Genomic DNA, 18,070 nt, shown 5'->3' on the forward strand with positions numbered 1-18,070 from the left:
CCCCGAAACCGATGTCAACAATTACTGACGACCCTTTCGGTTTGTGAAATTTCATTCTGTTGATCAAGGAGGGGGTTCAGCGTTGACTTGCTAGACCGGTCTGTATAGTTTGGTCGGCATGGCACCACAGGGCGAGACGAGGCGGCGGGTGCTGCGGACGGCGGCGGAGCTGTTCCAGCGGCAGGGCTACCACGGCACCGGCATAAATCAGGTCCTGGCGGAGAGCGGGGCGCCGAAGGGGTCGCTGTACTTCCACTTCCCGCAGGGGAAGGAGCAGCTCGCGTCCGAGTCGGTGGCGCTGTCCGGGCAGGCGGTCGGCGGCGCGCTCGCCACGGCCGCCGCCGCCGCGCCGGACGGGCGCGACGGGATCGCCGCCATCGGCGACCACTTCGCGCGGAGCCTGCTGGAGTCGGACTTCCGCAAGGGCTGCCCGGTCGCGACCGTCGCGCTGGAGACGGCCGCCGAGAGCGAGACCATCCGGTCCGCCTGCGACGCCGCCTACGGCGAGTGGCGGCGCGGCATCGAGGCCGCGCTGCTGGGCTGGGGCGTCCCGGCGGAGCGGGCCGGGACGCTGTCCGCGCTCGTCCTGTCGTCGGTGCAGGGCGCGATCATGCTCGCCCGCGTCCAGCGGGACGTGTCCGTCATCCACGAGGTCACCCGGCAGCTCGGTGACGTGATCCAGGGAGCGTGCGGTGCGCGTCCATCATCTTGACTGCGCCCCGATGCGGGAGATCGAGCCCGCCGACGGCCCGGAGAGCCCACTGAGCCCGGCGCGGGCGGCCGGGCACGTGCTGCTGATCGAGACGGACGCGTCCGGGCTCGTCCTCGTGGACGCCGGGATCGGCCTGGGCGACATCGCCGACCCGTCCACGCGGCTGCTGGACGACTGGGTGGAGATGGTGGGGCCGACGCTCGATCCCGCCGCGACGGCCGTCCGGCAGGTCGAGGCGCTCGGGTACGCGGCCGCCGACGTGCGGCACATCGTCCCGACGCATCTGCACCGCGACCACGCGGGCGGGCTGAGCGACTTCCCGGGCGCGGCCGTCCACCTGTTCGAGGCCGAGCACGCGGACGGCGGCAGGACGCCCGCGCAGCTCGCGCACGGTCCGGAATGGGTCGTGTACGGGGACGGCCCGGGCGGTGTCTGGCACGGGTTCGACGGCGTCCGGGCCCTCGACGGGCTGCCCGAGGACGTCCTGCTGATCCCGCTCGGCGGGCACACGCCCGGCCACGCCGGTGTGGCGGTGCGGGACGGCGACCGCTGGCTGCTGCACGCGGGCGACGCGTACATGTACCACGGGGAGGTCGACCGTCCCGAGCCGGTCACGCATCCGCTGATGGAGCTCGTCCAGGCGGGCGGGGAGGTCGACCGGGATTTGCGGCTCGCGAACGTGGCGCGGCTGCGCGAACTCGCGCTCGCCGGGACGGTCGAGGTGTTCTGCGCCCACGACCCATGGGAGCTGGCCCGTTACCGCTGAGAGAGGCGGTGGGCTAGGGCGGTGTGGCGGCGGCCCGCGCCCGCGGTGCGGACGGCGGCGGCGAGCGCGCGGCGCGAACCGACGAGGACGACGAGCTTCTTCGCGCGGGTGATCCCCGTGTAGAGGAGGTTGCGGCGCAGCATCATCCACGCGCCGGTGGTGAGCGGGATGACGACGGCCGGGTACTCGCTGCCCTGCGAGCGGTGGATCGTGATCGCGTAGGCGTGGGCGAGCTCGTCCAGCTCGTCGAAGGCGTAGTCGACGCTCTCGTCCTCGTCGGTCACGACGGTCAGCGACTGCTCCTCCGGCGACACGGACGCGACGACGCCGACCGTCCCGTTGAAGACGCCCGCCTCGCCCTTGTCGTAGTTGTTGCGGAGCTGGGTGACCTTGTCGCCGACGCGGAAGACGCGTCCGCCGTAGCGGCGTTCGGGGCGCGCGTCGTCGTGCGGGGTGAGCGCCTCCTGCAGCCGCGCGTTCAGCTCCCCCGCCCCGGCGGCGCCGCGGTGCATCGGCGTCAGGACCTGGACGTCGCGGCGCGGGTCGAGGCCGAACTTGCGCGGGACGCGGTTGGCGACGACGTCCACGGTCAGCTCGGCGGCCTCGTCCTGCTCCTCGCACGGGAACAGGAAGAAGTCGGGGAAGCCGTGCGTCTGCGGATGGTCGCCCGCGTTGACGCGGTGCGCGTTGACGACGATGCCGGACCGCTGCGCCTGCCGGAAGATCTTCGTGAGCCGGACGCGCGGGATCGCCTCGGCGCCGAGCAGGTCGGCGAGCACCTCGCCCGCGCCGACGGACGGGAGCTGGTCGACGTCCCCGACGAGCAGCAGGTGCGCGCCGCGCGGGATCGCCTTGACCAGCTTGTTCGCCAGGATCAGGTCGACCATGGACGACTCGTCGACGACGACCAGGTCGGCGTCCAGCGGGTTGTCCTGGTCGAACTTCGCGTCGCCGCCGGGCTGGAGCTGCAGGAGCCGGTGGACGGTCGCGGCCTCGTGCCCGGTCAGCTCGGCGAGCCGCTTGGCGGCCCGCCCGGTCGGCGCCACCAGGACGATCTTCGCCTTCTTCGCGGCGGCCAGCTCCACCACCGACCGGACGGTGAAGCTCTTGCCGCAGCCCGGCCCGCCGGTGAGCACCGACACCTTGGACGTCAGCGCGAGCTTGACCGCCTCCTGCTGCTCGGCCGCGAGGTCCTGGCCGGTGCGCTGCCTGAGCCACGGCAGCGCCCTGTCCCAGTCGACGTCGGCGAAAGCCTTGAGCCGGTCGGTCGGGGAGTCGAGCAGTTCCAGCAGGCCGCGCGCGAGGGAGCGTTCGGCGCGGTGGAACGGCACCAGGTACACGGCGGGGATCGTCGCGGCGTCCTCGCCCTCGCCGGGGATCGGCTCCCGGACGACGCCCTCGTCGCGGGCCAGCTCGTCCAGCGCCGGGACGATCAGCTCCCGCCCGACGCCGAGGATCTTCTCCGCGGCCGTGACGAGGTTCGGCTCCGGCAGGAAGCAGTGGCCGTCGTCGGCCGCCTCCGACAGCGTGTACTGCAGGCCCGCCTTGATCCGCTCGGGGCTGTCGTGCGGGATGCCGACGGCCTGCGCGATCGTGTCGGCCGTCTTGAACCCGATGCCCCACACGTCCGACGCGAGCTGGTACGGCCTCTTCCGGACGGTGTCGATCGACTCGTCGCCGTACTGCTTGTAGATGCGGACGGCCAGGGACGTCGACACCCCGACCCCTTGCAGGAAGACCATCACCTCCTTGATGGCCTTCTGCTCCTCCCACGCCTCGCCGATCCGCTTCGTCCGCTTGGGCCCGAGGCCCTGGACCTCGACGAGCCGTCCCGGCTCCTCCTCGATGATCCGCAGGATGTCGGTGCCGAAGTGGCCGACCATCCGGTCGGCCATCACCGGCCCGATCCCCTTGATCATGCCGGAGCCGAGGTAGCGGCGGATGCCCTGGATCGTCGCCGGCAGGACGGTCGTGTACGAGTCGACCTCGAACTGCTTGCCGTACTTGGGGTGCGAGCGCCACCGTCCGACCAGGCGCAGGCTCTCCCCCACCTGCGCGCCGAGGAGCGCGCCCACGACCGTCAGCAGATCGCTGCCGCTCTTCGCGGTCGCGACGCGGGCCACCGTGTAGCCGGTGTCCTCGTTGGCGTAGGTGATCCTTTCCAAGACCGCGTCAAGCTCCGCCGGACGCGGCGCGCCGTCGGACGTCGGGGAGGTCGGCACGGTCACCATGATGGCCGATCCCGCCGACACGATGGCCGGATCCGGCAGGTGATCTAGATCTTGGGCCGGGCCCGACGTACGTTCCGGGCGCACCCGTACCGAGCGTACTCGGAGGTATCCCTGGTGTTCCGCTCCCGAACCCAGGCACTGGCGGCCCTGACCGCCTCCGCCGCGTCCCTGTCCCTCGCCCTCTCCGCGTTTCCCGCCGCAGCCGCGCCAGCGGCCGCGCCGGCTGCCGGGAAGGGCCCGATCCCCGGTTTCACCGACGCCAACGCCGAATGGCAGCGGCAGTACGAGAAGGCGTTCAGTTCCGTCCCGTCCCCGGAGGTCGCCCGCGGCCTGGACGCCGAGCTGTCGCGCGAGCCGGGGCTCGCCACGACGACCGGCGACTGGCGGCGCGTCCAGCGCATCGTCGAGCATTTCAAGTCGTACGGGCTCCGGCCGGAGATCAAGACCTACTACGCCTACCTGTCGATGCCGAAGCGCGTGCAGGTGGAGATGACGGCGCCGGACCGGCGGACGCTGCCGGTCAAGGAGAAGAAGCAGCCCTGGCAGAAGCATTTCGACGACGTCATCCCGGGGCACAACGGGCTGTCGCCGTCCGGCGACGTCCGGGGCGAGGTCGTCTACGCCAACTACGGCCGCCCGCAGGACTTCGAGCTGCTGGAGAAGCGGGGCGTCTCCGTCGAGGGGAAGATCGTCCTGGCCCGGTACGGGGCGGTGTTCCGCGGGGTCAAGCCGCGCGAGGCCGCGAAGCGGGGTGCGAAGGGCGTCCTCATCTACTCCGACCCCGCCGACGACGGCTTCACCAAGGGCGAGGTGTACCCGAAGGGGCCGTGGCGCGCGCCGGACGGCATCCAGCGCGGCAGCATCGCGCAGATCCAGCTCGCCGCGGGCGACCCGCAGACGCCCGGCTGGCCTTCCGTGAAGGGCGCGGACCGGGTCCCGCCCTCGGAGGCGCCGATGCTGAAGGGGCTCGTCCCGACGACGCCGATCTCCTACGGCGCGGCCGAGCCGCTGCTGCGGGCGCTGAAGGGCGCCGAGGTCCCGAAGGAATGGCAGGGCGGCCTGCCGTTCCCGTACCGGTTCGGGCCCGGCGGGACGAAAGTCCACCTGGACCTGGAGAACACCTTCCAGGTGCGCCCGCTGTGGGACGTGATCGTGCGCATCCCCGGCAGCGACCACCCCGAGCAGGAGGTCATCGTGGGCGCGCACCACGACTCCTGGACGTACGGGAGCAGCGACAACCTCTCCGGCACCGAGAACGTGCTCCAGATAGGACGCGGCCTGGGCGCGCTCCTGAAGAAGGGGTGGCGGCCCAAGCGCACCATCGTCCTGGCCACCTGGGACGGTGAGGAGTACGGCCTCTTCGGCTCCACCGAGTACGCCGAGCAGCGGGCCGGGCAGCTCCGCAACGCGGTCGCCTACGTGAACATGGACGGCGCCGGAGGCTCGCACTTCGGCCCGGCGACGACCCCGGCCCTGGACCAGTCCGTCATCGACGCGACCAAGGAAGTCCAGTGGCCCGGCACGGACGGCACCCTGTACGAGGCGTGGAAGAAGCAGAACGACGGCGAGACGCCGATCGACCGCATCGGCGGCGGATCGGACTTCCAGGCGTTCTTCCAGCGGTACGGCGTGCCCGCCATGGACATGGGCTCGTCCACGCCCGGCAGCTCCGGGCAGTACCACTGCGCGTGCGACGACTACTACTGGATGTCGCACTTCGGCGACCCGACCTGGGAGTACCACACGGCGATGTCGCGGCTGGTCGGCATCGCGGCGCTGCGGCTCGCCAACGCCGACGTGGTCGCGCTCGGGTACCGGCCCTACGCGGCGGAGACGGCGCGGTACCTCGCCGAATTCACCGAGGAGCAGCGCAAGCGGCTGGGGTCGGTGGTCGTGGACGTGTCCCGCAGCGTGCAGCAGGCCGAGGCGTGGCGGAAGGCCGCGCAGGCGTTGCAGGCACGCGCGGACGAAGCACTGCGCGACGGCGACACGGCCGCGTTCCGCAGGCTGAACGCCAAGATCATGCAGACGGAGCGGGACCTGCTGACGGACGCGGGCCTGCCCGGCCGTCCGTGGTACAAGCACCAGATCTACGCGCCCGGCATCGACACCGGCTACGCCACGCAGCGGCTGCCCGCGCTGTACGACGCGCTGTTCGTCGACGAGGACGTCCGGGCCGCGAAGGAGTACGAGGCGCGGCTGTACCGCAGCCTGCGCGCCGCCACCCGCACCCTAGAGCCGCGAGGAGACGGCTGACGGCGTCACTCCCGACGACACCGGCGTCGCGCCCGCCGACACGGGGCGGTGCCCGCCGCGACCTCCAGCACGCCCGTCTCGGTGACCAGCGCGGTCACGAGGCGGGCGGGCGTGACGTCGAACGCGGGATTGAACGCGTCCACCCCGCCTGGGGCGGTCCTCGCGCCGCCCCAGGCCAGGACCTCCTCGGCGGGACGCTCCTCGATCGGGATCGCGGCCCCGTCCGGGACGGCGAGGTCGACGGTGCTCCACGGCGCGGCCACGACCAGCGGTATCCCGGCCGCCGCGCACGCCAGCGCGAGCCCGACCGAGCCGATCTTGTTGGCGGTGTCGCCGTTGGCGGCGATCCGGTCCGCGCCGATGACGGCGACGTCCGCGAGGCCGCGCAGGATCGTGCTCGGCGCGGCGGCGTCCGCCTGGACGACGCACGGGATCCCGGCCTGGTCGAGCTCCCACGCGGTGAGCCGCGCGCCCTGCAGCAGCGGGCGCGTCTCGTCCGCGTAGACGAGCTCGACGCGGCCCCGCCCGTGCAGTTCCCGGACGACGCCGAGCGCCGTGCCCCACCCGGCGGTCGCGAGCGCGCCCGCGTTGCAGTGCGTGAGGACGCGGAGCGGCCGGTCGACGCCCAGCCGGCCGAGGATCCAGTCGGCGCCGAAGGCCCCGATGGCGCGGTTGCCGCGGACGTCCTCGTCCAGGACGGCCTGCGCCTCCGCCACGACGGCGTCCACGCCCTCGGCGATGAACGGCAGCACGCGGTCGACGCCGGCGGCCAGGTTCACCGCCGTCGGGCGGGCCGCGCGGACGCGGGCGATCGCCGCGTCGCGCCGGGCGTCGTCCCAGCCCTCGCGGGCGGCCTGCCGGACGACGATCGCGACGCCGAACGCGCCCGCCACGCCCAGCGCGGGCGCGCCGCGCACGACGAGCCGGCGGATCGCGTCCACGAGCGCGTCGACGTCGCGGACGGTCGCGTACTCGACCCGCGCGGGCAGGAGCGTCTGGTCCAGCAGCCGGAGCCCGTCGCCCGCCCATTCGATGGTCCGCACATCGCTGCTCATACGTCCATGATGCCCGCAAAATTCGAGAAAGCCCTATTCCGTCGCGCTTTCCGGCCTTCCCGCTCCGCTCCGTGACCTGCGACAACTTGACATGAGTCGAACTCGTGTTCGAGATTGGTCGCAGGCGCCGAGAGGAGGGACGACCGTGCCGGAGGCCGCGCTGCGGGAGCTGGAGACGGCGCTGGAGACGGCACCCCGGGGCACCGTGCCCGTGCTGCCCGCGCTGCGTCCCGTGCTGCCCGGCGGCGGGCTGCGGCCCGGCTCCGCCGTCGGGCTCGGCGGGCCCGGCGCCGCGTCGCTCGGCCTCGCGCTCGTCGCGGGCGTCTCCCGGCACGGCGGGACGGACGGCGCGGGCGGCTGGTGCGGCGTCGTCGGCGTCCCGGGCTTCGGCGTCGCCGCCGCCGCCGGCATGGGCGCGGCCCCCGAACGCCTCCTCCTCGTCGACGATCCCGGCGACCGCTGGCCGGACGTGGTCGCCGCCCTCGCCGAGGCCGTCGACCTGATCCTGCTGTGCCCGCCGGAGCGTCCGGGCGCGGCGGCCGTCCGACGGCTGTCCGCGCTGGCCCGCAAGCACGGCTGCGTCCTGACGCTGACCGGCGCGTTCGCGCACGAATGGCCCGGCACGCGGCTCCGCCTCCGGCTGGACGACGTCGCCTGGGAGGGGCTCGCCGACGGTCACGGACGGCTGACCGGCCGCCGGGTCGAGATCGTCGCCGAGGGCCGTGACGCGCCGGGCCCGGGCCGCCGCGCCCGCCTGTGGCTGCCCGCCGCCGACGGCACGGTCACGCCGGACGAGACCGTCCGGCCGCCGCTGGAACTCGTCCCGCCGCACGTGGAAGAAAGAGCGATCGCGTGACCCGGGTCCTGGTCGTGTGGTGTCCCGACTGGCCCGCGACGGCGGTCGGCGTGGACGCCGCCACCGCCGGGGCCGTGGTCGTCCAGGGGCAGGTCGCGGCGTGCACGGCGGCGGCGCGGGCGGAGGGCGTCCGGCGCGGGCAGCGGCTCCGGGACGCCCAGCGCCGCTGCCCCGAGCTCGTGGTCCGCGACCGCGACCCCGACGCGGAGGGGCGCCTCTTCGAGACGGTCGTGGCGGCGGTCGCGGCGCTGACGCCCAGGGTGGAGGTGGTGCGGCCGGGGCTGTGCGCGATCCCGGCGCGCGGCCCGGCCCGGTTCTACGGGGGCGAGGAGGCGCTGCGCGTGCTCGTCCAGGACGCGGCCGTCGAGGCCGGGCACGACTGCGGCTCCGGCGTCGCGGACGGGCTGTTCGCGGCGGAGCTGGCCGCCCGCGCCGGGCAGGGCGGCGTGGTCGTCCCGGAGGGCGGCGCGGCGGCGTTCCTCGCGCCCTATCCGCTGTCGGTCCTGGACCGGCCGGAGCTGGCCGACCTGCTGCGGCGGCTCGGGATCAAGACGCTCGGCGACTTCGCGGCGCTGCCGTCCGGGCACGTCGCGGGCCGGTTCGGCACGGACGGCGCGCTCGCGCACCGGATGGCCAGGGGCGAGGAGCCGCGCCCGCTCGCACCCGTCAAGGGCACGGAGGACCTCACCGTCCGCGGCGACTTCGATCCCCCGGCCGAGCAGTCCGAGCGGGTGGTGTTCGCGGCGAAGCGGCTCGCGGGCGAGCTGCACGAGACGCTGGCGGCGAGCGGGCTGGCGTGCGTCCGGCTGGAGGTCGCGGCCGGGTTCGCGGACGGGCACGTGCTGCGGCGCCTGTGGCGGCACGACGGCCTGTCGGCGCTGGCCGTGGCCGAGCGGGTGCGCTGGCAGCTGTCCGCCTGGCAGGGCGGCGATTCCGAGGACGTGTGGGGCGGCGTCGCCTGGCTGGAGCTGGCGCCCGGCCAGCTCGTCCCGGACGAGGGAAGGCAGGAGGGGCTGTGGGGCGGGACGTCCGTCACCGACCGGATCGCGCGGGCCGCCGACCGAATCCAGGCGCTGCTCGGCCACCACGGGATCACGCGTCCGGTGCTGGTCGGCGGGCGCGGGCCGGGCGAGCGGGTCGTCCGCGTCCCGATCGGCGACCTGCCGCCCGGCGACCTGCCCGAGGGCCCGTGGCCCGGACGGGTGACGGGTCCCGCGCCCGCGGTCGTCCCGCCGGCGCCGCCGGACGTCGAGCTGGTCGACGCCGCCGGGGAGCCGGTGGTGGTGTCGGCGCGCTGCGAGGTGTCCGCGCCGCCCGCCGTGCTCGCGGTGCGGGGCAGTCCCTCCACGATCACGGGGTGGACGGGCCCGTGGCCCGCCGACGAGCGCTGGTGGGACGCCGACCGCTCACGTCGCCGCGCCCGCTTCCAGGTCACCACGGACGACGGCGCCGCCTACCTGCTCGCCGTCGAGGGCGGCCGATGGCACATCGAGGGCGTCTATGACTAACTGGCACAACCCGCCGATCTCGTGGCGGGAGTTCGAGGAGCGGCTGTCGTGGCGTCCGTCCGAGCCGCGGCGGCCGGAGGAGCCGTCCGAGCCGTCGACGGTCGCCCGGCTCGCCGAGACGGACACGGCGTGGGCGGAGCTGCACTGCCACTCGTCGTTCAGCTTCCTGGACGGGGCCAGCGACCCGGCCTCGCTCGTCGAGGAGGCGGCGCGGCTCGGCGTGCGAACGATGGCGATCACCGACCACGACGGCATGTACGGGGCGGTGCAGTTCGCGCAGGCCGCGAGCGGCTCCGGCATCGGGACGGTGTTCGGCGCGGAGCTGAGCCTCGGCCTGCCCGGCCCGCAGACCGGCGAGCCCGACCCGGCCGGACGGCACCTGCTGGTCCTCGCGCGCGGCGCCCCCGGATACGCGCGGCTCTGCTCGGCGATCACGGCCGCGCAGCTGGCGGGCGGGCGGAAGGGCCGTCCCGTCTACGACCTGGACGCGCTGGCCGCTGTGCACGACGGACAGGGGCACGGCGGGCACTGGGCGGTGCTGACCGGCTGCCGGAAGGGGCCCGTCCCGGCGGCGCTGGAGTCGGGCGGCCCGGACGCCGCCGAACGCGAACTGCGGAACCTCATCGCGATGTTCGGACGCGACAACGTGTTCGCCGAGCTCATCGACCACGACCAGCCCGACGACGACCACCGCAACGACGTGCTGTTCGACTTGGCCCGGCGGGTCGGGGTCGACGTCGTCGCGTCCAACAACGTGCATTTCGCCGCGCCCGGAGCGGACGCGCGGCTGGCGCAGGCGATGGCCGCCGTCCGGGCCCGCCGCAGCCTGGACGACATGGTCGGCTGGCTCCCGGCGAGCGGCACCGCGCACATCAGGAGCGGCGCGGAGATGGCGAGGCGGCTGGCACGGTTCCCCGGCGTCCGGGAGCGGACGGTCGCGCTCGCCGAGGAGTGCCTGTTCGGCTTCGACGTCGTCGCGCCCCGCCTACCTGACTGGCCCGTCCCGGACGGGTACACCGAGGCGAGCTGGCTGCGGCACCTCGTCGCCGAAGGCGCGCTGGAGCGGTACGGGCCGCCCGAACGGGAGAAGGTGTCCGGCGCGTACGAGCAGATCGCCAAGGAGCTGGACGTCATCGAGCAGCTCCGCTTCCCCGGCTACTTCCTGATCGTCCACGACATCGTCACGTGCTGCCGCGAAAGGGGAATCCTGTGCCAGGGGCGGGGGTCGGCGGCCAACTCGGCGGTCTGCTACGCGCTCGGCATCACGGGCGTCGACGCCGTCCGGCACGGGCTGCTGTTCGAGCGCTTCCTGTCCCCCGGCCGCGACGGCCCGCCCGACATCGACCTCGACATCGAGCACCGCCGCCGCGAAGAGGTCATCCAGTACGTGTACGACAAGTACGGGCGGGAGTGCACGGCGCAGGTCGCGAACGTCATCAGCTACCGGCCGCGCATGGCCGTCCGGGACGCGGCCCGCGCGCTCGGCTTCTCCCCCGGCCAGCAGGACGCCTGGTCGAAGGGCATCGACCCGCGCGACCCGGTCGGCGCGGAGTCCGACATCCCCGGCCCGGTGCTGGAGCTGGCGGGCCGGATGCAGCGGCTCCCCCGGCACCTCGGCATCCACTCCGGCGGCATGGTGATCGCGGACCGTCCGGTCGGGGAGATCTGCCCGATCGAGTGGGCGACGATGCCGAACCGCAGCGTCCTGCAGTGGGACAAGGACGACTGCGCCGCCGCCGGGCTGGTGAAGTTCGACCTGCTCGGCCTCGGCATGCTCGCCGCGCTGCACGACTGCTTCGACCTGGTCGAGGAGCACCACGGCCGCCGCTACGACCTCCAGTCGATCCCGCCGGAGGACGATCTGGTCTACGACATGCTGTGCGACGCCGACACGGTCGGGGTGTTCCAGGTCGAGTCGCGGGCGCAGATGGCGACGCTGCCGCGGCTGAAGCCCCGCGAGTTCTACGACCTGGTGGTGGAGGTGGCGCTGATCAGGCCGGGGCCGATCCAGGGCGGGTCCGTCCACCCGTACCTGCGGCGCCGCAAGGGGCTTGAACCGGCGCGGTGCCCGCATCCGCTGATGGAGCCCGCGCTGTCGCGGACGCTCGGCGTCCCGCTGTTCCAGGAGCAGATGATGCAGCTCGCCGTCGACTGCGCCGGTTTCACGCCCGCCGAGTCCGACCAGCTCCGGCAGGCGATGGGCGCGAAGCGCGCGCCCGAGCGCGTCGAGCGGCTGAAGGCGCGCCTGCTGGACGGCATGGCCGAGCGCGGCATCCCCGCCGGCATCGCCGAGAGCGTGTACGAGAAGATCCTCGGCTTCACCGGGTTCGGGTTCCCGGAGTCGCACGCGCAGAGCTTCGCGCACCTGGTGTACGCGAGCTCCTGGCTGAAGCGGCACTACCCGGCCGCGTTCACCGCCGCGCTGGTGCGGAACCAGCCGATGGGCTTCTACTCCCCGCAGAGCCTCCTGGCGGACGCGCGGCGGCACGGCGTCGTGGTCAGGGGCGTGGACGTCAACGCCAGCGACGTCCACCCGGCGCTTGAGGAAGCGGTGGAGGTCGACTCCGAGCATCCGCACGCGCCGTCCGCGCCGCAGCCCGCGATCCGGCTCGGCTTCGCGGGCATCCGGAACCTGGGCGACAAGCCGGCGGAGGCGATCGCGGCGGGACGCCCCTACACGAGCATGGAGGATCTGGCGCGGCGCGTGCCGCTGTCGGCCGGGGCGCTGGAGGCGCTCGCGACGGCGGGCGCGTTCGACCGCTTCGGGCTGTCGCGGCGGGAGGCGCTGTGGGCGGCGGGCGCGCTCGCGGGCTCCGGCCCTGGGCAGCTTGAGGGCGTGACGCCGGGCGCGTCCGCACCGCCGCTGCCCGCGATGACGCCGATCGAGGAGACGCTCGCCGACCTGTGGGCCACCGGCGTGTCCCACACCCATCCGGTCGCGCACGTCCGGGACGCGCTCGACGAGCTGGGCGCGCTGTCGTCCATCCGCCTCGCCGGGACGCCGGGCGAGACGAACGTCGTCGTCGCCGGGCTCGTCACGCACCGGCAGCGGCCCCCGACCGCGGGCGGCATCGTGTTCATGACCCTGGAGGACGAGACGGGCATCATCAACGTGGTGTGCCCGCCGCAGGTGTTCCAGCGGCACCGCGGCCTCGCCGTCGACTCGCAGGCGCTGCTGGTCAGCGGACGGCTGGAGCGCGCGGACGGCGTCGCGAACGTCCGCGCGACCCGGCTGCGGCGGCTCCCTGTACCCGGTCGCGTCCGCGCCCGCAACTTCCACTGACGGGCGGCGGGCAGGGACGCGCTAGAACCTGGACCCGTCCTCTGTCATCGTATGGATCGTTGGGGCCGCGTGCCGCCGTGTGTGCGGTCGCCAGGACGCGGCTCATGGGGGCGGAAGGTGATCTCCATGGACGCGAGCTCCCTGCTTGAGCTGCGCCCGGACGACCCCACGCGGATCGGCCGGTACCGCATCGAGGCCAAGATCGGCGAGGGCGGCATGGGCGCGGTGTACCTCGGCCGCGACCCGCAGGAGCGGCCCGTCGCGGTCAAGGTCGTGCGGCCCGCGCTCGCGGGCGACCGGACGTTCCTCGCCCGCTTCCACGACGAGGCCGCCAACGCGCAGCGCGTCGCGTCGTTCTGCACCGCGCAGGTCCTGGAGCACGGCGAGGACCTCGGACTCGCCTACATGGTCACCGAGTACATCGACGGCCCGTCCCTGCTCGACCATGTCGCCGAGAACGGCGCGCTGTCGCCCGGCATGCTGCACGGCGTCGCGGTCGGGGTCGCCGCGGCGCTGGTCGCGATCCACAGCGCCGGGCTGGTGCACCGCGACCTCAAGCCGAGCAACGTGATGCTGTCCATCTCCGGCCCCCGCGTGATCGACTTCGGGATCGCCCGCGCGCTGGACATGGCGTCGTCCCACACCCGCACCGGGCAGGTCGTCGGCACCCCCGGCTGGATCGCGCCCGAGCAGATCACGACGCAGCACATCACCCCGGCGGTGGACGTGTTCGCGTGGGGCTGCCTGGTCGCGTACGCGGCGAGCGGCCGGAACCCGTTCGGGCAGGGCTCGTTCGAGATCCTGGCGGCCCGCGCCGTGCACGCCGAACCGGAGATCGGCGACCTGCCCGCGTCCATGTCCGGGCTCGTCCGGTCGGCGCTGCTCAAGGACCCCGCGCGGCGGCCCAGCGCCCGCGACCTGCTGCTCGCGCTGGTCGGCGGCGCGGGCGAGGCGGCCGTGACGTCCGAACTCGGCCAGACCTGGTCGGCGCCGCCCGCCGGGGACCCGAACGTCACGTCCCGGGACGCCACCGCCCCGTCCCCGGTCACCACCCCGTCCCCGGCGCCGTCGCCCTTCCCCGCACCGCCGCCGCTCCCGCTCACCACGCCGTCCGCGTCGCCGCCCCCGCCCGCCGGGCGCGGCGAGTACGGATACTCCCGGCGCACCACGTTCATCGTCTCCGCCGTCGCGGCCCTCCTCGTCGCCGCCGCCGTCGCCGCGGGCCTCTACTACCTCAAAAGGTCGGACGACAAAGGGACGAACGGGGGCCGTGCGCCCGCGACCGCGTTCCCGACCGGGGCGATGCTCGTCCGGATGGACACGGCGCCCGGCTGGCCGAGGGAATGCCACGCCGACCTCGGCCTCTACAAGCCCGGCGACCCGTCCGCGACGCCTCTCGTCACCGGGCCGCAGTGCGACATGCTCCCCGAACGCTCGCCGGACAAGACGCGCATCGCGTTCACCAGGCAGCACGGCGGGACGACCGAGGCGTGGGTGGCGAACGCCGACGGCAGCGCCCTGCGGAAGGTCACCGCGATCGCCCCGGGCACCAGGGTGACGTGGTCGCCGAACGGCGCCCGCCTGGCGTACATGGCCGAGAAGGCCGGCGTCCGGCAGATCTTCACGATCACCGTGGAAGGACGCTCGCCCACGCAGCTCACCACCGACCCCTCGTTCAAGGACGACCCGATGTGGTCGTCCACGAACCAGATCGTCTTCTGGAGCAGGCAGACCGGCGACGAGCAGATCTACACCCTCGACCCGAACCGTCCCGGAACCCCGTGGACCCGGGTGACGAAGGACGGCACCCGCTCGGTCGACCCCGAGTGGTCCCCCGACGGGCGAAAGATCGCCTTCACCCGCGGCCCCGACGAGCGCAGCAACATCTGGGTCATGAACGCGGACGGCACCGACCCGCACGCGGTGACCACCGGCACCGAGGACGACATGGACCCGGCGTGGTCCCGCGACGGCCGCTGGCTCTGCTACGTGCGCGGCCCGGTCGGGAACCCGGTGGTCCACGCCGTCCGCGCGAACGGCTCGGACGACCGCGTCGTCACCCCGGCGAACCGCGCCCTCGGCCACCCCTACTGGCTGTAGCGCGGCCCGCCGGTCGCGGGCTGCTTGCCGCGGCGCTACTCGCCGCGGGCGGCGGTCGCGGGCTCCCCGGGCGCCTCCGGAGCCTCGGCCGCGGCGGCGGGCGGGGCCTGCGCGCGGGCCAGGGCGCTCGGCCACCACATGTGCCGTCCGACGTCCAGGTTCAGCGCCGTGACCAGCACCGACCGGACGATGAACGTGTCGAGCAGCACCCCGAACGCGACCGCGAAGCCGAGTTCGGCGACGAACACCAGCGGCAGCGACCCGAGCGCCGCGAACGTCCCGGCCAGCACCGCGCCCGCCGAGGTGATGACGCCGCCGGTCGCGGCGAGCCCGATCAGCGCGCCGCGCCGCGTCCCGACGCGTTTCGTCTCCTCGTGGACGCGGGTCATCAGGAAGATGTTGTAGTCGGTGCCGAGCGCGACGAGGAACACGAACGACCACAGCGGGAACGACGGGTCCGCCGCGTGGAAGCCGAACACGTGGTTGAACATCAGCGCGCTGACCCCGAGCGCCGCCGCGTACGACAGCACGACCGTCGCGACGAGGATCAGCGGCGCGACGAGGGCGCGCAGCAGCAGCGCGAGGATGCCGAACACGACGAGGAGGACGATCGGGATCACGGCGGCCTGGTCGCGGCGGGACGCGTCGTTGATGTCGAGCGTCACCGCCGACGCACCGCCGATCTCGGCGTTCGCGCCGGGCACGGCGTGCACGGCGTCGCGGGCGCGTTCGACGGCGGCGAACCCGCGTTCGCCGTCGGGCGGCGCGGTGAGCGTGCCCTCCAGGTAGACGAGGCCGCCGGACGGACGCCCGGGATCGGTGCCCGCGAGCTTGACGTCCGACACGTCGGGAACCTTGGCGAGGGCGGCGCGGACGGCGTCCTGCGTCCCGTCCTTGGTGACGATCTGGAGGGGTGAGCCGCTGCCCGCGGGGAAGTGCCGTCCGAGGACCTGCTCGCCCGTGACCGAGTCGGGCTTGCCGGTGCTGAACGACTCGCTCGCCGGGAGCGACCCCGTCCGCAGCCCGAACAGCCCGAACGCGAGCCCGCCGAGCACCACGGCCGTGACCAGCCACGTGACCCGCGGCCGGACGGCGACGGACGCGCCGACCCTGGCCCACGCGCCGCGCTCGGACGGCTCGTCCGTGCCGAACGTGGGGCGCCGCGGCCAGAACACCCAGCGCCCGCAGATCACCAGCAGCGCGGGCAGCAGCGTCACCATCGCGGCGAGCGAGACGGCCACGCCGATCGCCATCACCGGTCCCATGCTCTTGGTGGAGTTCAGGGTGGCGACGAACAGGCACAGCATGCTCAGCGCCACCGTCGATCCGCTCGCGACGATCGCGGGCCCGGCGCGGTGCAGCGCGATCGCCATCGCCTCGTGCCGGTCCCGGTGCCGCCGGAGTTCCTCCCGGTAGCGGGCGATGAGCAGCAGCGCGTAGTCGGTGCCCGCGCCGAACACGAGGACGGTCAGGATGAACGCCGCCTGCCCGTTCACGGTGAGCCCCGCGTTGTCGGCCAGCAGGTAGATGACGGCCTGCGCCGCGATCAGCGCGAAGCCCACGCAGACCAGCGGCGCGAGCCACAGGATCGGGCTGCGGTAGGTGAGCAGCAGGATCCCGATGACGATGGCGGCGGTGATGAACAGCAGCGACTTGTCGAACCCGGCGAACACGTTGCTGAAGTCGCCCGCGTACCCGGCCGGGCCGGTGACGTGCGCCTCCAGCCCCGGCGCGCCCTTCTGGACGATGTCGCGGTAATCGTCGACGGCCGGGCCGAGCAGGTCCCATCCGTCGTTGCCGACCTTGACGTTGACGAGGGTCTCCAGCGCCTTCCCGTCCTTCGACGGGACCGGTCCCTGGACGCCGATGGCGAGCTTGCGCGGCGGCGTGGAGCCCTTGGGGTCGCCGGTGACGGCCTGGAGGCGCGGCACGTCCGCGGCCGCCTTGGCCCGGTCGGCGGCCGTGAGCGCGGCGCCGTCCCGGTGGTAGATGATCACGGCGGGGAACGCGTCGGCGGGCACGAACCGCTCGGACAGCTCGACGACCCGGGTCGACTCGGAGTCAGCCGGCAGCCACGCCGACGAGTCGTTGGACTGCGCCCCGGTCAGCTTGCCCGCGAGCGGCATCGCCACGGCGAGGAGAACGATCCAGACCGCCAGCACGACCCATTTCCCGCGGCGTCCGCAGGGCAGGGAGGCGAACTTGTACGTACGCGACATCAGGAACCCCCAGTTTTCAGGGCACTGATCTTCCGCCGCCGAACCCCGCTCGGCAAGACATATCGCGTTTGAGAGGGGCCGCCCCGGAGACCGGTTCCGGTCAGTCTGCGATCACGAGCGAACGATCATGTCCCGTGATCAGGTCCCCGTGATCATGTCGAGGCGGCGGAGGATCACGCCCTCGCGCAGCGCCCAGGGGCAGATCTCCAGCTCGGTCAGCTCGAACAGGTCCATCGCGGCGTCCGCGACGATCACCCCGGCGAGCAGCTGCTCCGCCCGCCGCTCGGACACCCCGGGCAGCTCGGCCCGCTCGGCGGACGGCATCGCGGCCAGCTTCTCCGCCCAGTCGGTCAGGTCGGCGCCCGCGAGCGTCCGCCGCTGGTACGGTCCATCGGCCGACGGCGCGGCGCCGGCGATGCGGGCGAGCTGCCTGAACGTCTTGGACGTCGCGACCGCGTGGTCGGGCGGGCCGTACCGGGCGACGTCCCCGACCCGGCGCGCGATCTCCGCCCGGACGTGCCGGCGCAGGCCCCGGACCTCGTCCGGGGGCGGCGGGTCGGCGGTGAACCGGTCCCGGGTGAGCCGGCCCGCGCCGAGCGGCAGCGAGAACGCCACGTCCGGCTCCTCGTCGATGCCGGACGCGATCTCCAGCGACCCGCCGCCGATGTCGACCACGAGCAGCCGTCCCGACGACCAGCCGAACCAGCGCCGCACCGCGAGGAACGTCAGCCGCGCCTCCTCCTCGCCGGACAGCGCCCTGATGTCGATCCGCTTGTCGGCGCGGATCCGCGCCAGGACCTTCTCGCCGTTGGCGGCGTCGCGGACGGCGGACGTGGCGAACGCGACCAGGTCCTCGACGCCCTTGTCCTCGGCGATCTGCAGCGCGTCGTCGACGAAGTCCCGAAGCTGCGTCTCGCCCTCATCGGAGAGGCGGTCTCCCTCGTCCAGGTGGTCGGCGAGCCGCATGTCCGCCTTGTGCGAGAACGCGGGCAGCGGACGGGCTCCCTCGTGGGCGTCCACCACCAGCAGGTGCACGGTGTTCGAGCCCACGTCCAGCACGCCGAGTCGCATGCTTACGACGCTA

At 73.8% G+C, this 18,070-nt stretch carries 11 protein-coding genes; 7 read left to right on the forward strand and 4 right to left on the reverse strand.

The genetic code is table 11. The features are described 5' to 3' along the window. Nucleotides 1-118: 118 nt before the first annotated feature. Entirely contained in the window at nt 119-712 is a 594-nt protein-coding gene (locus tag ACH35V_RS30975) for a TetR/AcrR family transcriptional regulator (protein WP_395977748.1), read from the forward strand. Further along, nucleotides 693-1,478: an MBL fold metallo-hydrolase gene (locus ACH35V_RS30980; protein ID WP_395977750.1), complete on the forward strand. Its 786-nt coding sequence runs from the start codon at nt 693-695 to the stop codon at nt 1,476-1,478. Before ACH35V_RS30975 ends, ACH35V_RS30980 begins: the two co-directional genes overlap by 20 nt. Here ACH35V_RS30980 and ACH35V_RS30985 read toward each other — a convergent pair. Beyond that, nucleotides 1,469-3,700 carry an ATP-dependent RecD-like DNA helicase gene (locus tag ACH35V_RS30985; RefSeq protein WP_395977752.1) on the reverse strand — a complete coding sequence of 744 codons (2,232 nt, stop codon included), beginning with the start codon at nt 3,698-3,700 and terminating at the stop codon, nt 1,469-1,471. The two genes, ACH35V_RS30980 and ACH35V_RS30985, sit on opposite strands and share 10 nt — an antisense overlap. 123 nt (nt 3,701-3,823) lie before the next feature. Here ACH35V_RS30985 and ACH35V_RS30990 point away from each other — a divergent pair, with 123 nt between their 5' ends. Next, nucleotides 3,824-5,965 carry a M28 family peptidase gene (locus ACH35V_RS30990; protein WP_395977754.1) on the forward strand — a complete coding sequence of 714 codons (2,142 nt, stop codon included), beginning with the start codon at nt 3,824-3,826 and terminating at the stop codon, nt 5,963-5,965. Between the two features lie 5 nt (nt 5,966-5,970). Here the strand turns inward: ACH35V_RS30990 and mtnA are convergent, their stop codons facing one another. Next, nucleotides 5,971-7,020, reverse strand: coding sequence for an S-methyl-5-thioribose-1-phosphate isomerase (gene mtnA, locus ACH35V_RS30995; RefSeq protein WP_395977756.1), 1,050 nt, complete (start codon nt 7,018-7,020; stop codon nt 5,971-5,973). Between the two features lie 145 nt (nt 7,021-7,165). Between mtnA and ACH35V_RS31000 the strand changes: the two genes are divergently transcribed. From ACH35V_RS31000 to ACH35V_RS31015, 4 genes are all read left to right on the forward strand, one after another. Continuing rightward, a complete protein-coding gene (locus tag ACH35V_RS31000) occupies nt 7,166-7,876 on the forward strand; it encodes a hypothetical protein (RefSeq protein WP_395977758.1) in 711 nt (236 codons plus the stop codon). Then, nucleotides 7,873-9,384, forward strand: coding sequence for a DNA polymerase Y family protein (locus ACH35V_RS31005; protein ID WP_395977760.1), 1,512 nt, complete (start codon nt 7,873-7,875; stop codon nt 9,382-9,384). The genes ACH35V_RS31000 and ACH35V_RS31005 overlap by 4 nt, the downstream gene beginning before the upstream one ends. Then, nucleotides 9,377-12,667 carry an error-prone DNA polymerase gene (locus ACH35V_RS31010; RefSeq protein WP_395977762.1) on the forward strand — a complete coding sequence of 1,097 codons (3,291 nt, stop codon included), beginning with the start codon at nt 9,377-9,379 and terminating at the stop codon, nt 12,665-12,667. The genes ACH35V_RS31005 and ACH35V_RS31010 overlap by 8 nt, the downstream gene beginning before the upstream one ends. 126 nt (nt 12,668-12,793) lie before the next feature. Next, nucleotides 12,794-14,767 carry a protein kinase gene (locus tag ACH35V_RS31015; protein ID WP_395977764.1) on the forward strand — a complete coding sequence of 658 codons (1,974 nt, stop codon included), beginning with the start codon at nt 12,794-12,796 and terminating at the stop codon, nt 14,765-14,767. Between the two features lie 35 nt (nt 14,768-14,802). Here the strand turns inward: ACH35V_RS31015 and ACH35V_RS31020 are convergent, their stop codons facing one another. Together ACH35V_RS31020 and ACH35V_RS31025 are read right to left on the reverse strand one after the other, a co-directional pair. Further along, complete coding sequence (locus ACH35V_RS31020; protein ID WP_395977766.1) at nt 14,803-16,986, reverse strand: MMPL family transporter; 2,184 nt, start codon at nt 16,984-16,986, stop codon at nt 14,803-14,805. A gap of 138 nt (nt 16,987-17,124) precedes the next feature. Next, nucleotides 17,125-18,057 carry a Ppx/GppA family phosphatase gene (locus tag ACH35V_RS31025; RefSeq protein WP_395977768.1) on the reverse strand — a complete coding sequence of 311 codons (933 nt, stop codon included), beginning with the start codon at nt 18,055-18,057 and terminating at the stop codon, nt 17,125-17,127. Nucleotides 18,058-18,070 lie beyond the last annotated feature (13 nt).

The organism is Actinomadura sp. 1N219 (assembly GCF_044326405.1).
Lineage (GTDB): Bacteria > Actinomycetota > Actinomycetes > Streptosporangiales > Streptosporangiaceae > Spirillospora.